Raw genomic sequence first — 14,912 nt, forward strand, 5'->3', positions numbered from 1 at the left:
TCGTTAGTGATTGTACTCACTTAACTCAGTGTCCAAAACTTCTGGTGCGGATCAACATTTCAATAGCCTATAACAATGACAATAAATGACCGAAATAGATTGGCTTTCGGGTACACAAATCATGATGCTTCGACGAAAAGTTTTCCCCTGAAGAATTTCAATAAAGCAGTAAGTTACAACTCAAACTTCTCAGACTGCACATTTGATCGTACTTCACTAGTTGGAACGAAGTTTAAATTTTGCAATATGGTTAGTGCATCGTTTAAAGATTGTTTAATTCGTGGAGTGTTATTTAGAAAGTGTAATTTAGAGCATGCTGTATTTTCTGATTGTATTATTGCAGCATCGACTTTCGAGAAAGCAAAACTTAAGAATGCGCAATTTATAAACTGTAAGGTTATTAGCTCTACTAACTTACGTACATTTCTTCCAGAAAATTCTTTTGTTAATACTGAGTTTTACGACACTTATCCGTCTGAAAGCAGCTTCGACCTAGCCCTTGTGGATGTTGTAAATCAACTCAGAGAGCATGATTTTATCCGTAGGTCGACAGTCTTACATCGAAAAAAAGGAAAGCTGGATACAATCTCTTTAGGAGTCTTGGTTGAAGAGTTTGGTCAAAGTAATCTTGTCGCTATTCTTCCTGAGGCTGCGTTGTCAATTGAACGTGAATTTCATACACTCAGTTACATACAAAACGTATTGCGTAAGGTCATTAACGATGGTAGCTTTTAAGCCCCCGGTCTTGCCACCCATAGAACTCTGGTGCTAACGGTTAATGCTAGTCTACGGACTGATGCGGGGTTACAGCGTTAATTGTTTCAAAGTTAGAGGAGGTATTGCCTATGGTAATGGATGTTTTAACAATTTCATCTTTCGTTGCGTTAATTCTATACAAAGTGGTTGTAAATATCAGTTCTATGTTTGGTGGTGAGATTTACCTTCTGCGCTATAAAAAATCCCATACAAACGTATAAGGTGACAAGATACTTTTTCTCTTCTGATAAATGCGTTTTAGGACAATGCCTCTAAAACGTTTATGTCCAAAAGTTCGCGTGCCTACCTATAACCTGCATCATCAATACTGAACGCTAAGCCACCTTAAAGAATGATCATCCCATCTTGATAAGTCAGTGCTTGCGAAACATCTTGCCCAAGTAATACAGGACCATCAAGGTCGACGATTTCAGATTGAACCGCAATAGGCAGCGCCGCTCGCATCGCCAATGAGGTGCCTAGCATACAACCCGACATCAGAGTAAATCCTAGCCTTTGAGCTTCTTCAGCAAGTACCAATGCTTCGGTCAAACCGCCCGTTTTATCGAGCTTGATATTGACCATTTCATACTTGCCTAACAAAGATGAAAGTTGCGAAGTGGTATGACAGCTTTCATCCGCACACAGTGGGATCGGGTGATTGATATGTGCCAGTGACGCATCATGTTGTTGCGGCAAAGGTTGCTCGATCATCGCGATATCAAACTCAGTAAGTTGATTAAACAACTCTTCGAGATTCAACCCTGTCCACGCTTCATTAGCATCCAGTACAATCTGAACATCAGGTGCAGCTTCTCGCACAGCGCAAACACGCTTTACTACCTGCTCGCCATCAAGCTTCACTTTTAGAAGTTTCGCACCATTCACCACATAATCTCGCGCTTGTGTCGCCATCGCTTCTGGCGTACCAATCGAGACGGTCATTGCAGTCACAATTTGAGCAGGTAACTCAAACAAGCTATTTGGAAACACCTGTTCTTTCTGCTTAGCTTCGAAATCCCAAAGCGCACAATCAACCGCATTTCGCGCTGCCCCTCCAGTCAATAAAGACTGAAGATGATCTCTTAGCTCTGCGGGATCGGTAACGCCTCGTGCAAACATAGCTTCAAGTGCGCTAGACGCTTGTTGGATTTGCGCTAACACAGACTCCGATGACTCGCCGTATCGTGGGTAAGGCGTGCATTCGCCTTGAGCTTGTTTGCCACCATGTTCAATGTAAACACGAACAACGTGACACTCAGTTCGACTGCCACGAGAGATGCGAAAAGGCGTTTGCATCGCGATAGTAATAGGTTCTGCTGTAATCTTCATAATTTCACTCGGTTGATGTTCGCTTTAACAAATGGAAACGTAGAAATGATGACGTCGTTAAAGTGAATGTCGCAAATGATCAGTAATGTGTTGTACACCAAAACGCACTGGATCCGTCACGGGCACTTGATAGAGTGTGGTCCATTCTTGGCATAATGTCTCAGCGTCTTCAATGCTGAGTGCCGACGTGTTCAAGCAGATGCCAACCAATTTTACATCTGGATTCGTCAATCGCGCGGCTTGCAAGTTAGCTTCGATCGTCTGTTCAATCGTTGGTAATTGCGCATGAGGAAGGTTGCGAATATGTGGTCGCCCTACTTCGTGACATAGCACCAAAGCATCAGCTTGTGCGCCATGCAATAATCCCAAACTCACGCCTGCAAACGAAGGGTTGAACAAAGAACCCTGCCCTTCAATGATGTCCCACTCGTAGTCAGTAAAATCGGGGCTAATCGCTTCAACCGCGCCAGAAATGAAATCCGCCACCACCGCATCAATAGAAATGCCTTTGCCTTCAATCAAGATACCTGTCTGCCCTGTCGCTTTAAACTGAGCAGAGATTCCTGCTTGTTTAAGCGATTTTTCAATGGCCAACGCCGAGAACATTTTTCCTACTGAGCAATCGGTTCCGACCGTAAGAAGGCGCTTACCCTGACGAGGCTTACCGTTACCAACGTTTAGATCACCATCAAAATGGCGTACATCATGAAGCTTAGTCAATCCTCGCTGTTGCATGTCAGCAAGCGGTGAAAATTCACTCAGTCGTTGGTGCATGCCAGATGCAATCTCAAATCCCATTTCTGCAGCTTCCATTATGGTTGGCTGCCAAGAGTCAGGAATAACACCACCTGGGTTTGCTGTGCCAATCACTAGCGTTTTCGCGCCCTGTGCTTGCGCCTCTTGTAAGGTCATATCCGTTAAGCCAAGTGAAACGGTAACGTCTGTTAAACGAAGCTGACCTAGGCAAATTTCTGGTCGCCATTGATGAATACCGCGAGCTGTTTTTGCGGCAAGTGGGTCGGTAACATCCCCAAGAAAAAGAAGGTAAGGTTGAGCGATAGACATGAGTATTCCTAATTAATAAATCTTTGTATGGGTTTACTTTAATTAAGAACTTAGAAGCTGCCGAATACCAATTTATGACGAGCCTATAACCTTAAGTTATAGGGTGAGTGTGGCTCTTCAATGAAACGATAAATTGCTTAACGGAAATCGACTGAGGGGTGTGCTCTGCGCAAAGCATCGAGGCCGAAAATTGGATATCTGGTTGAAGTGGCAACACACAAACCGCATCGTCATTTTGATACTGCTCTGCCGTCCACGGATCGACAATCGCAAACCCCGCTTGGTGCTTCACCAGTTCCGCCGCCGCGCTATATCCACGCACAGATATCGGATGGTGATAATGCTCATCTCGCGCAATAAGGCTTTGATGTAACAGGAGGCCTAATGGATCGCGGCTATCGAGCCCGATGATTGGCAACGGATAGTTGATCAGATCATCTAGCGTTAATTCTGCGGGCAGGTGATCAACCGTATTGGATGGAACCAGAACCTTGAGGGATTCAGTTAAGAGCGTTTCACTTAATATGGCAGGCGGTGTTTCGTCCCCAAACGCGATGGCAATATCAAGCTCATGCTTTAATAATCCAGCACAAAGTTCATCACGGTTTGCTGTTAGTAACTCAAAAGAGAGATCTTGTTCACGAGACATTTGGGCTATTACCGGAGTCAGCAATTTGGTCGCCAGTATCGGTGGTGCACCAATACGTAAATGCTGATGTCCTTGCTTCACTTTGTTGGTCAGAGATCGAAATTGACCCAGCTGTTGATAGACCTTTTCCGCTTCGGGCAGTAAGGTTCTCGCTTCGACCGTTGGCACCAACCGACCTTTGACACGCTCGAACAATCCAAACCCAAGTTGTTGCTCTGTATGCGCCAAAATACGAGTCACATTAGGTTGTGACACATGCAGGTTACGCGCAGCCCCAGATACGGTTCCGGTTTGCATAATGGCGTAAAAGACTTCCAACTGTCTTAAGTTCACATTGATGTCCTTATGGTTCGCGAAACAAATCTAGGGGTTGGCTTTTCTTGTATTAGCTAAGCTGTTTATCGGTTTAGCTGTCTATTTATCTACTTGGCTATTTAGCTATTTAGCTATTTGCGTGAGTTTATTTTAGTAACTCAGCTATCGTAGGTTGAAGCACCTCAGCCCAAGCTTGGTAAGCCTTCGCATTCAAGTGTAAGTCATCACACGAGTACTCATTCGACAAAAGCTTATTCGGTGACAATACTGAATTCACATCTAAGAACGCAATGCCTTGCAGAGAACAGTACTCGCTTATCTTGCTATTGAGTAGTTCAACCGACGAATTCAAACCTTGCAGTTTAGAGCCAACATAAAGCGTTGATTGCGCCAAGATTCGAATATCGTTTTCTTGCCACACCTCAAGCATATCAATGTAATTCTGGTAGATATGTTCGACATCATAACCCTGAGCCAAATCGTTTATCCCAGCCATAAAGCACACCAGCTTTGGCTTCACATTCAACGTGGTATCAATACGGCGCAACATGCCAGTTGTGGTGTCACCCGCTAAGCCACGGTTGACCATCGAAACATCGCGAAAGATATCCGCCCAAGGTGCCCATTCGGTGATCGAATCACCAAACATGACTAAGTCTGCATTTGGGGAAAAATGGCGGTGATTGTCCGATGTCATGATGTAACGACTCATACTGTGGCCTCGTTGCTGAATCTCAGACTGAAGAGCAACCGCTTTGAGAATATCACTGTCCGGTGTAGTGCTATCAAATTGAGCCAGCAACCCTTCGATGTGAGGCTTAAAAGGGCTAAGACGAGTGCTCAGTTGGTGGTATTCTTTAAGGGAAGATAACCTCTCTAGTAATGCATACAGAGAGCGGTTTTGACCAACTTCTTGGAATAACTGATAGAGATCGAGGACAGGGTGTTGCTGCAGCGCGGCAAGTAATTGCTTGTCTTCCATGGTGTTATCTAACCCTTCAATTATCTAATGATGAACCCAAGATAATATCCGATTGCTTTCGGGATAGATAACATTAGAAACAGAGAATGACTTATTCTCAACAAGGCTGGTACATACCGCATAAAAATATCTTCCTGTACAAATCTCGTTCCGACTCAAAAATCAGCACTTCATCATAATATGTATAAGAAATTAGCCACATATTGTGACCTCAGTCTCTCAGCCTACCGTCTACTCCTATTGCCACTATTTAACGGAGGATTTATAGAATATCAGGATGGTGAATAATAGGTTAAATCATAATAATAAGGACCTTTACGTGAAACTTTCTCTATCCAATACCGCGTTGGCCGTTACCGCCATCCTACTTGCAGGTTGCCAATCTGCACCTGAATCAGTTCAAGAACCAACAGCATACCAATGCCAAACGAATACCAATGCCGACGTGAATGACTTGAGGATCTATCAAGTGATGGTCGAAAGCTTTGTCAGTGGCGATGACTCAATTGGTCATGGGACAGGCTATGGAACCAGTCACCATAACGGAGATATCCAAGGTATTATCGACTCACTTGATTACATTGAATCTCTTGGCATGAACGGCATTTGGCTAACCCCAATCTTTAATTCAGAGCCTATCGAAAACCAAGACCATTGGGCTGATAGACTGGATGCAACCGGTTATTTTGCCACCGATTATTTCAATATCGATCCGAGATTCGGCACGATGGAAGAAGCTAAAACCTTAGTTGAAGAAGCGCATGCTCGAGGGCTTTATGTCTTCTTTGATGGCGTATTTGGCCACCACAAAAAAAACGTAGTGCCGTCACCAAAAGGTAAGCTGCCCCAAGGAGAGGATAATCCAGTCTCATACCCTGAGAGCCTAGCCTTCTATCAAGAAGTTGCCGAGTATTGGATCAAAGAGCTCAAAATTGATGGTTGGCGCTTAGATCAAGCTTATCAAGTGCCAAAAGAAGCTTGGAGTCAAATCAGAGAAACGGTAGACACCGCTTCTTCTCAAGTCGAATACGTAAACAGCAAAGGTAAAACCGTGAACCCTCTGGGTTATATGGTCGCGGAAATTTGGGCAGGCGAGAACCGCATTATTGAAACAGGCTACGGTTCAAATGAAGCACCGGCCTTATGTTCTGCGTTTGATTTCCCGATGCGCTACCGCCTGACGGAAACCTTTGCTGTAAACGAAGCTGGCGTGGGGAACAAAGGTGGAGAGTGGCTTGCAGAAGGCATGTCTTTACATTCGTTATACCCAGACCACGCAAAGCCAAATTTAATGATCGGTAACCATGACCTTGTGCGCTTTGGTGACTTATTACAGCGCGGTGATATCGCTTCTCCACAAGACAAAGAGTATTGGCAGCGCTATAAAGCGGCATTTTCATTCCAAGCAGCTTATACCGGCCCAATAACCACCTACTATGGGGACGAAATAGGCGATCAGCTAGAAGGTTTTTCAGACAAAGTATGGACTGATGACTGTGCCATTAATGGTCTGTGTGATGATCACGTAGCCCGTACTAGCGGTAAAGTAGAAGGTGTCACAGCTCAACTCAATGCGCACGAAAAAGACTTAAAGCAATACGTGACAAACTTGATGAAACTGAGAGAAACGCACCCCGCTCTATCACAAGGTAAACGTACAAACCTGATGGCCAATGATGTAGCCTATGTCGATCACAAAGCCTATGAAGGCGATACTGTTGTCTACGCAGTGAACGTTACCAACAAAGAACAAACCATAAAACTAGCCAAAGAAAAAGTCGGCTCCATAGCTGATCTGAAGGATATTGAATCCAAGCAATCGATCTCAGCTATTGATGGCCACTACTCTATCGTTCTAAGCCCATTTGAAGCTCGTTTCTTGTCGATAACACAGCCAAGTGAAAAAGGGCCAATTGCGGTGATACTAGCAACAGGAAATGAAGTTGGACAAGGCTTCATGGCTCAATGTGACAATCCAACAATAAAAGCTGAAGGCCCTATTTCGAGCCCACTTTATGTGGTTGGCAATTTTGCTGATTCAGGTTGGAAACACGTGGGTCAACGAGAGTTTGAATATAAAGGTGACAACACTTACCAAGTCGTCACCACTGAAAAACCGGGCAGTTATCGCATGCAATATGCATCCAAGGCTTGGTCACCTCAGTTCACAGCGGATGGGCTTAACCTAAAGTTAGGACAGCTTAACTCGTTAATTAAAGGTGGTTACGGTCAAGATACCGCTATCACTATTCGTAATGCTGGGCAGTATGTATGGAGCTTACAATTCGATGATGCGGGGCAACCATTAAAAATTATGGCTTCAAAGTGTGCTGAATAGCCAAACCTAAGATCCGAGATCAACCAAGTAAAAACCCCTTATTCCTACGAATAAGGGGTTTTCTTTAATCTGCATTGGATATTAAGAGGCCAGACACGATTAAAACGATATCTACCCCTGCTTCACTTGCAGGTGATTACGGTTATCGCGGCTTTTCTTGATCAGCTCGTTGCTCTCGTCCATTTCATCTGACTTAGCAAGGCGATCATAAAGTAGCACATTCACTGTTGCTGCTAGATTCATGCAACCAACAGTTGGTACATAAACAACATGGTCAGCTCGGTCAGCGACATCTTGAGAAATAGAACCATCTTCAGGCCCAAAGATATAGATAGCGTTCTCTGGGTGTTTAAAACGTGGCAGTGGTGTTGCACCCTCAGCCAACTCCACACATACGATCTTAGTTTCTGAATTAAGGTTATCTAAAAACGACTCGACACCAGTAAGCGGGATAGTGCGCGTTGCACTCTTGGTATCGGTGTGAAATTTTGCAGCCTTGTCGTAGCGTTGCCCTGTGTATTTAACTTCGTCGACTTGGTAGCAACCCGCCGCACGCATAACCGCGCCAACGTTTGTCGGGCTCTTTGGGTTAGTTAAACCAATAGTCACATGGCTTTTGTTCATGAATATTTCTCACTTAACGAATAGACATAGCAGGGTGCTACAAAGCGTCGCATTCTACCAAAGCAGCGCCAAATTCAAAAGCATCGAAACGAACGGCTCTTTTTACAGATAAGTACTTAGTTGCACCACCTATCACTTCAAAACCTAACCGCCATCATATTTATCAAACAAAAAGGTTTTAGGATAACAATTCAACAACAAGTCCGTTTACATTTCGAAACCACATTAATAATGTGTTGAAAATTGCCTGAGACAATCACATAGGAAGTGCTAATGACCCTCACCATCAAAAACCGCCTTTATATTCTCTCTTTTATCCCTTTGCTACTAATGGCAATTGGGATGATGAGCGTGACGTATATGAAGAGCACTGAGCTAACCGCACAACAAGTAGAATCGACGCGTAGCAATATGATGGCGATGAAAGAAAAGGAACTCAAAGCGTACCTGCAAATGGCTCAGTCTTCGATATCTCCTTTCTTAGAAAAAGGTGCCACGCTTGAAGAAGCATTACCCACATTAAAAACTCTAGAATATGGTGAATCTGGTTATATTTTTGGCTACAGCTCTAAGGGTGTAAGAATCGTCATCGGACAAGGTACCGATGGCATTGGTAAAAATTACTACGACCTTCAAGACAAACAAGGCAATTACCTAATCCAAGACCTGATTAAGAACTCAAAAATTGGGGAATTCACCACTTACTACTTTCCTAAGCCAGGTCAGTCCATTGCGTTACCAAAACTCAGCTACTCAATCTTTATTCCACAATGGGATTTAATGCTCGGCACGGGTTTTTATACCGATGATATTGACGCAGTCATCAGTGACATGAAAGAGAGCTCGAATGCTGCGCTACAAAGCTCACTAACTGCCATTGCAATTTTCTGTGGCTTGATTGCCTTAGTGGTAGCGGTTTTCGCTGTTGCAGTGAACCGTACAATCATGCAACCACTCGAGCAATTTGACCGTTCAATCAGTGCCTTTGCAAGTGGTGAGGCCGACCTAACGGCTCGAATGGAAACCTTCAAAGCGCCTGAGTTCGCCAAACTCAGTGAGAACTTTAATGCCTTTGTTGCTAGCCTACAGACCATCATTCGTAGCGTGAGCGATGTGGGTCAGCAAGTTGTATCAGAAACGAGCAGCATGTCTTCTCGCGCAGCTCAGGTCGACGAAATAGCGACAGGTCAACGTGAAGAGACAGAACAAGTAGCAACGGCGATGACCGAGATGACGACAACAGCGCAAGAGATCTCAAGCAACGCAAGCCAAGCGGCTGACTCAGCTAAACTTGCAGAGAACAATGCAAAAGAAGCTCAGCAAATTGTCAACGCTGCTGCAGGTTCCGTAGCAGACCTTGCAAGTGAAGTATCAGAGGCAAACACTGTGGTATCTCGCCTTGAAGGAGATGTACAGAACATTTCATCTTCACTGACTGTCATTCAAGATATAGCGGAACAGACCAACCTATTAGCACTAAATGCCGCGATTGAAGCCGCGCGAGCTGGTGATCAAGGCCGAGGTTTTGCGGTAGTTGCGGATGAAGTTCGTAAGCTTGCAAGCCGCACACAAGAGAGCACGGGCGACATTCACAAAATGATCCAACAGCTAAAATCCGCTTCAGATGCCGCGGTGAAAGCAATGGATTCCAGCCAAAGCAGAAGTGCTCAAACGGTAGAAGAAGCGAACGCAGCAGCTGCAGCACTTGCTAAAATTCAAGATTCGATTGATACCATCATGGACATGAACTCACTGATTGCAACGGCGACTGAACAGCAGAATATTGTTGGCCAAGAGATATCTCAACGCATTGTTGTGATTTCAGACCAAAGTTCTCAATCGGCATCGCTAGCAAACCAAAACCGTACAGGTAGCCAAAACTTAAACAGCCGAGCAAACGAGTTGTACCACTTGGTTGATCGCTTCACGGTTTAATGCTTAGTGCTTAGTGCTTAGTGCTTAGTGCTTAGCAAGTAAAAGCTATAGAACATCAATAAAAATGGGCTTCAGAATCTTTGTTCTGAAGCCCATTTTCTTGTCCATAGTGTCTTGCCAGATAGAACTAGTCTAATTGCTCAGACAAGAAGTCGACTAACAAGCGAACCTTTGAAGACAAATTACGGTTCTGTGGGTAAAGCGCCCAAATCCCCTCTTTATCGTCTCGGTAGTCAGATAACACCTCAACCAATTCACCAGACTCAAGATCTTCACTCACGTAATATTCTGGTAGCTGCACTAAGCCAATACTCTGTTTCGCTGCGTCTTGTAAGGCTAAGCCACTGTTACATTTAATGCGTCCATTAACCCGAACTGAGCGAGGTCGCCCATTTTCTTTAAAACGCCAATGCTCAAAGCCGCCGACTAAACATTGATGATTGCTCAACTCAGAGAGCGTATGCGGTTCACCGTAACGTTCAATATATTCAGGACTGGCGCACACGTAGAGTTGGCGTTGAGACAGCTTCTTTGCCACAAGACTCGAATCTTCTAAGCGACCAAGACGAATAGCTACATCGACACCCGAATCAATAAGGTCGAGCTTTTGATTGGTCAACATCAGCTCAAGTTCGACTTGTGGGTGGAGCTTTAAGAACTGATGAAGTATCGGGGCGAGTTGACGCTCACCATAAGTCACAGGTGCCGTTACTTTCAGTAAACCTTTTGGCGTGGATTGCATCTGCGTGACGGCTAACTCAGCAATTTCTAAACCCTCGACCAACAACTTACATTGCTGATAATAGAGTTGCCCAGCCTCTGTTAGAGAAACCTTACGAGTCGTTCGATTGAGTAGTTTTACTGCGAGGCGTTCCTCGAGATTTGCCACTCTACGACTGATTTGAGCCACTGACGTAGCGAGTTTCTGTGCGGCACCAGTAAAGCTTTCGCGCTCTGCCACTGCAACAAACTCACTTACCCCTTCCCAATTGGCCATGCCTCTACCCTATTTTGAACTATGGTTACCCATACAGTGTATTGAAGATATAGATCAGTGTCACCTAGCTTAATATGCGCCATGCACATACAAAGGCCTTCATTGAAGCTAATATCGCATTCCCCACAAGGCTCCTATCGACCTAATCTACAAAGTTCGAACCGACCTTGTATTACAAATACTGTTATCAAAAAATACTCGCACCAAAAAAGAAAGCCCGCACTCATTGAGTACGGGCCTTATTATTGTCTATTACAGATGCGTGAGGGTTAAAACTAGAAACGATTAGCCACTCACTTTTGCCTGTTCAGTCTCAAAGATTACACTTCAAACTGAGAAACTAGGCTATCAAGTGCTTCACACTGTTCTGCTAGTGAGATGCATGCGTTCTCTGCATTGTTTGCCATCTCAACCATTTTCATGGTGCTTTCCGCGATACGTTGAACATTCTGGTTCACTTCCTCAGACACCTGAGACTGCTGAGAAGCCGCTGTTGCGATTTGCGTATTCATCTCATTCATCTTGCCGATTGAGTTACGAATCTCGCTCAATGATGAAGCTGCAGTGCCCGCTTGAACAATGGTTTTCTCGCCACTTGCCTTGCTTTCTGTCATCACGCCAACGGCATGTTTGGCGCCAACTTCTAAGCGTTCAATCATTGATTGGATTTCACCCGTACTGTCTTGAGTTTTGCTCGCAAGCGCACGGACTTCATCAGCAACTACCGCAAAACCACGACCTTGTTCACCAGCACGCGCTGCTTCAATCGCCGCATTTAATGCCAATAGATTGGTTTGCTCTGCAATGCCTTTGATCACGCCAAGAATAGAAGCAATGTTCTTCACATCAGTATCCAATTCCTGAACCACACCACCTGCATTCTCGATATCTTGCGCAAGGCGTTCAATTGAAGTTACGGTTAAGCCCAAAGTGCTGTCTGCTGATTCCACTTCATTGTTCGCAACGTTACTTGCGGTTGCCGCATCTAACGCGTTACCACTTACCGTTTCACTGGTCGCTTGCATTTCATGAACGGCAGCCGCGACTACTTCACTTTCTTTCTGTTGATTCGAAGAAAATTCAGCCACATTCTGCGTTATTGATTTGATGTTTTCCATCTCTGCACGTACGGCATTTGATGTCAGAATCACTTGTTCAACAGTGGTATGTATCTTACTAACAAACTTGTTAAACGCTGAACTTAAACGAGCAATCTCATCAGAACCTTCAACTTTCATTCGCTGAGCCAAGTTACCGTCACCCGATGCGATTTCATTCATCGCTTTCTCTACGCTCTGAATCGGCTGAACGATAAAACGGTTCGATAACCACATCGAAAACAAAGCCGCAAGTACCGCCACGGCCATACCTACTTCGATGATCAGCTTACTTTCTTCAATCGAGTCATTAGCTTGCTGGCGAAGCTCTTTTTGTTTTACTGCAATCAGCTCTCTAATATAGCCGAGTTGATCGTGAATGATCGAAAACTCAGCGTCTAATGCTGGCGAGTAATCTATGTTGTATTGAAGAGCATTGGCAGGATCTGCAAACATTGGTTCATGCAATGCTACCCACTTTTTCATCGCCTTTACCAGTTTCGCTAGCTCGTCTTGAGAAGATGAGTCTAAGACACCTGCGGTATATAGAGTTTGGACACTCTCAAAGCGTGGAACGGCTTTGTAAGCGTTGTCTTTGAATTCGAATTGTTGATATTCAATTGCCTTTTGATCTTTCGCAAGCAACAGGCCTTGGGCAGATGCAATGACTTGATAGATATCTCGGTACCCATCTTCTAGGTTGTCGAGAACCGGTTGAACCACATTATTGAGCTCATGGTTAATCGCTGCTTGCGCGTTAGATTTAATCACGTTAAGCACAGTAACAGTTGAGAAAACAATCACGATAACCATTAGAGGGATCGCAATTTTACTCTTAATAGAAAGGTTTTTGATATTCATAGAGGGTTTATAACCACACATTAAATAGGGACGCGCGCATAATATACAGTATCGATAAAAAAGCCAGCTATAGTTTTGTGAATCTCATCGCATATAAAACTAGACGATGAAAACGAGTGCTTCGCATTTAACCGGACGTCAACCCGAAAAAGTTAAAGTGGACAATATTGAATTTATTTACCTTAGACATGTTCTATTACTGGAGAAGTCATCGAAATAACACCATAATATAGGGCTCTAAAATAAGTAGGTAAGAACATGAAAATTTGTGGTGTTGAAATCAAAGGTAACGATGCAGTCATCTGTCTTCTATCTCTATCAGACGGTGTATTTAACATTCCTGATTGCCGAGTTTCTAAAGTTGCTATTAGTGACGCAAACGACACACAGAATATGAAAGATTTTCAATTTTCTTTTGCAAAGTTAATGGAAGATTACCAAGTAGAAAAAGTGGTAATTCGTCAACGCCAAACTAAAGGCAAATTTGCTGGCGGTGGCTTCGGCTTCAAACTAGAAGCAGCAATTCAGCTGATCGACGGCCTAGACGTAACCGTTGTATCTCCGAATGAAATCAAAGAAAGCCTTAAGCGCAACCCTCTTATGATGAAGTTCAAAGAAACAGGCCTTAAGCAGTACCAAGAAGCACCGTTTACCACGGCTTACGCTTGTTTAATGCAGCGCTAATCAATAGTCGCTAGCCAATATTGATACAGAAAGAGCCTGAATATTCAGGCTCTTTTTTGTTTCTAGCAATCTATTTCAAGTCGAGTTATACCAATCACAGTAAGTAAGTGATCAAAAATAGCGTAGGAAAAAAGCTTGAGAACAAGGCAGCATTTTTCGATAAGTAGTTATTCTACAATCAAAAATTCTAACGAAGTTATCGAGATTTTTAACAAGCTAGGGTGACCAGTTAGTTACTACGATTGGTATAATTTTGGTAGACACATTACCTCTCTAATGCTGTTCGTCTACGGAACTTAATCAACTCAGGCTTTTTCACCACCAGATAAACAGCGGTCGCTGACAACGCGAAGCCTATTGCGCCATAAATGTCGAATGACTCTCCAAAAATGAGCCACGCTTGAATGGCAGTTGTGGGTGGAACGAGGTAAAACACCGATGCCACACTTGAAGAAGCGCCATGCTCTACCATGTAAAGCAGCAATAAAATAGCAATGCACGATAGAACAATCACTAGCCAAGCCAGAGTTAACGTGAACTCGATAGTCCAGTTCACCTGCATAGTTTCGTAACGCATTGCAAAAGGTAAGAACAATGCTGCTGCTGCCAAGTACTGCACCATCGCGCCACCGACCATATCTGTACCCTGGCAAAAGCGCTTCTGATACAAAGTACCGACCGTAATACCCACCAAAGAAACCAAACATAATAACGTTGCCAAACCTTTTTGGTCGTCTGACTGCCACTCAATATTGCCCATTAGCACCAAGCTAATACCCGCGAAACCAAGGGCTAAGCCTAGCCATTGTGCGAAGTTAAAACGCTGCGAGGTACAGCTGATCATTATCAATGCCGTCAGAATCGGTTGTAAGCCAACAAGCAGAGAACTCAACCCGGCGGGCATACCCATATCGATCGCGAGATAAGTGCCACCAAGGTAGAAGCCATGAATCAAAATGCCCACCACACAAGCGTGAAAAAATGCTCGACCACGAGGAATACGACGCTTAAGGATTGCAATCAAAACCAAGAATAGCGCCACGTTGGCTACCATCCTAAGTGAAAGTAACGTTGCTGGTTCAGCGTATTCAACACCAAGACGGGCGCCAACAAAGCCTGACGACCACAATAGTACAAACACAAACGGAATCATTTTAATCAGCATTACAAGCCTCTGGTCAACTCTTCATCAATGCTGTTACCTTAGTTGGGTACAGATAACTAATAAAGATACAGATATAACACTTTAAATGGTTACAGATTAAGTGTGAGTAACA

At 44.1% G+C, this 14,912-nt stretch carries 12 protein-coding genes; 4 read left to right on the top strand and 8 right to left on the bottom strand.

Annotated elements, in window-relative coordinates; all coding sequences use genetic code 11:
• Positions 1-75 precede the first annotated feature (75 nt).
• Complete coding sequence (locus tag ACED59_RS20895) at positions 76-735, top strand: pentapeptide repeat-containing protein (RefSeq protein ID WP_029224679.1); 660 nt, start codon at positions 76-78, stop codon at positions 733-735.
• 366 nt (positions 736-1,101) lie between these two features.
• On the opposite strand, the gene dgcA is transcribed toward ACED59_RS20895, so the two are convergent.
• The 4 genes from dgcA to ACED59_RS20915 all read right to left on the bottom strand — a co-directional run bounded on the left by dgcA (position 1,102) and on the right by ACED59_RS20915 (position 5,099).
• The gene (dgcA, locus tag ACED59_RS20900) at positions 1,102-2,088 is read right to left on the bottom strand and encodes an N-acetyl-D-Glu racemase DgcA (RefSeq protein ID WP_017097662.1); all 987 of its coding nucleotides are present in this window, start codon (positions 2,086-2,088) and stop codon (positions 1,102-1,104) included.
• Between the two features lie 57 nt (positions 2,089-2,145).
• On the bottom strand, positions 2,146-3,153 hold the full coding sequence (dgcN, locus tag ACED59_RS20905; protein WP_017097661.1) for an N-acetyltransferase DgcN: 1,008 nt from the start codon (positions 3,151-3,153) through the stop codon (positions 2,146-2,148).
• Positions 3,154-3,244: 91 nt separating this feature from the next.
• The gene (locus ACED59_RS20910; RefSeq protein WP_371705110.1) at positions 3,245-4,135 is read right to left on the bottom strand and encodes a LysR family transcriptional regulator; all 891 of its coding nucleotides are present in this window, start codon (positions 4,133-4,135) and stop codon (positions 3,245-3,247) included.
• A 127-nt stretch (positions 4,136-4,262) separates the two neighbouring features.
• Positions 4,263-5,099, bottom strand: coding sequence for an SGNH/GDSL hydrolase family protein (locus ACED59_RS20915; RefSeq protein WP_017097659.1), 837 nt, complete (start codon positions 5,097-5,099; stop codon positions 4,263-4,265).
• A 277-nt stretch (positions 5,100-5,376) separates the two neighbouring features.
• Between ACED59_RS20915 and ACED59_RS20920 the strand changes: the two genes are divergently transcribed.
• Entirely contained in the window at positions 5,377-7,437 is a 2,061-nt protein-coding gene (locus ACED59_RS20920; RefSeq protein WP_371705111.1) for an alpha-amylase family glycosyl hydrolase, read from the top strand.
• Between the two features lie 111 nt (positions 7,438-7,548).
• Here ACED59_RS20920 and ACED59_RS20925 read toward each other — a convergent pair whose 3' ends face one another.
• Positions 7,549-8,061 carry an RNA methyltransferase gene (locus ACED59_RS20925; protein ID WP_009846247.1) on the bottom strand — a complete coding sequence of 171 codons (513 nt, stop codon included), beginning with the start codon at positions 8,059-8,061 and terminating at the stop codon, positions 7,549-7,551.
• Between the two features lie 273 nt (positions 8,062-8,334).
• On the opposite strand from ACED59_RS20925, the gene ACED59_RS20930 reads away from it, so the two are divergent.
• A complete protein-coding gene (locus ACED59_RS20930; protein ID WP_017097657.1) occupies positions 8,335-9,996 on the top strand; it encodes a methyl-accepting chemotaxis protein in 1,662 nt (553 codons plus the stop codon).
• Positions 9,997-10,123: 127 nt separating this feature from the next.
• Here the strand turns inward: ACED59_RS20930 and ACED59_RS20935 are convergent, their stop codons facing one another.
• Both ACED59_RS20935 and ACED59_RS20940 read right to left on the bottom strand, forming a co-directional pair.
• Entirely contained in the window at positions 10,124-10,993 is an 870-nt protein-coding gene (locus tag ACED59_RS20935; protein WP_009846245.1) for a LysR family transcriptional regulator, read from the bottom strand.
• 320 nt (positions 10,994-11,313) lie between these two features.
• Complete coding sequence (locus ACED59_RS20940; protein ID WP_029223899.1) at positions 11,314-12,951, bottom strand: methyl-accepting chemotaxis protein; 1,638 nt, start codon at positions 12,949-12,951, stop codon at positions 11,314-11,316.
• Positions 12,952-13,209: 258 nt separating this feature from the next.
• On the opposite strand from ACED59_RS20940, the gene ACED59_RS20945 reads away from it, so the two are divergent.
• On the top strand, positions 13,210-13,635 hold the full coding sequence (locus ACED59_RS20945) for a DUF3010 family protein (protein ID WP_009846243.1): 426 nt from the start codon (positions 13,210-13,212) through the stop codon (positions 13,633-13,635).
• Positions 13,636-13,900: 265 nt separating this feature from the next.
• On the opposite strand, the gene ACED59_RS20950 is transcribed toward ACED59_RS20945, so the two are convergent.
• Positions 13,901-14,800, bottom strand: coding sequence for a DMT family transporter (locus ACED59_RS20950; RefSeq protein WP_017097655.1), 900 nt, complete (start codon positions 14,798-14,800; stop codon positions 13,901-13,903).
• Between the last annotated feature and the right edge of the window lie 112 nt (positions 14,801-14,912).

Source organism: Vibrio sp. FF266 (assembly GCF_041439695.1).
Lineage (GTDB): Bacteria > Pseudomonadota > Gammaproteobacteria > Enterobacterales > Vibrionaceae > Vibrio > Vibrio tasmaniensis_A.

Excerpts from the sequence above, each read along its gene's own strand:
- ACED59_RS20895 (WP_029224679.1), top strand. The coding sequence starts at position 76 with ATGACAATAAATGACCGAAATAGATTGGCTTTCGGGTACACAAATCAT.
- dgcA (WP_017097662.1), bottom strand. The coding sequence starts at position 2,088 with ATGAAGATTACAGCAGAACCTATTACTATCGCGATGCAAACGCCTTTT.
- dgcN (WP_017097661.1), bottom strand. The coding sequence starts at position 3,153 with ATGTCTATCGCTCAACCTTACCTTCTTTTTCTTGGGGATGTTACCGAC.
- ACED59_RS20915 (WP_017097659.1), bottom strand. The coding sequence starts at position 5,099 with ATGGAAGACAAGCAATTACTTGCCGCGCTGCAGCAACACCCTGTCCTC.
- ACED59_RS20920 (WP_371705111.1), top strand. The coding sequence starts at position 5,377 with ATGGTGAATAATAGGTTAAATCATAATAATAAGGACCTTTACGTGAAA.
- ACED59_RS20925 (WP_009846247.1), bottom strand. The coding sequence starts at position 8,061 with ATGAACAAAAGCCATGTGACTATTGGTTTAACTAACCCAAAGAGCCCG.
- ACED59_RS20930 (WP_017097657.1), top strand. The coding sequence starts at position 8,335 with ATGACCCTCACCATCAAAAACCGCCTTTATATTCTCTCTTTTATCCCT.
- ACED59_RS20935 (WP_009846245.1), bottom strand. The coding sequence starts at position 10,993 with ATGGCCAATTGGGAAGGGGTAAGTGAGTTTGTTGCAGTGGCAGAGCGC.
- ACED59_RS20940 (WP_029223899.1), bottom strand. The coding sequence starts at position 12,951 with ATGAATATCAAAAACCTTTCTATTAAGAGTAAAATTGCGATCCCTCTA.
- ACED59_RS20945 (WP_009846243.1), top strand. The coding sequence starts at position 13,210 with ATGAAAATTTGTGGTGTTGAAATCAAAGGTAACGATGCAGTCATCTGT.
- ACED59_RS20950 (WP_017097655.1), bottom strand. The coding sequence starts at position 14,800 with ATGCTGATTAAAATGATTCCGTTTGTGTTTGTACTATTGTGGTCGTCA.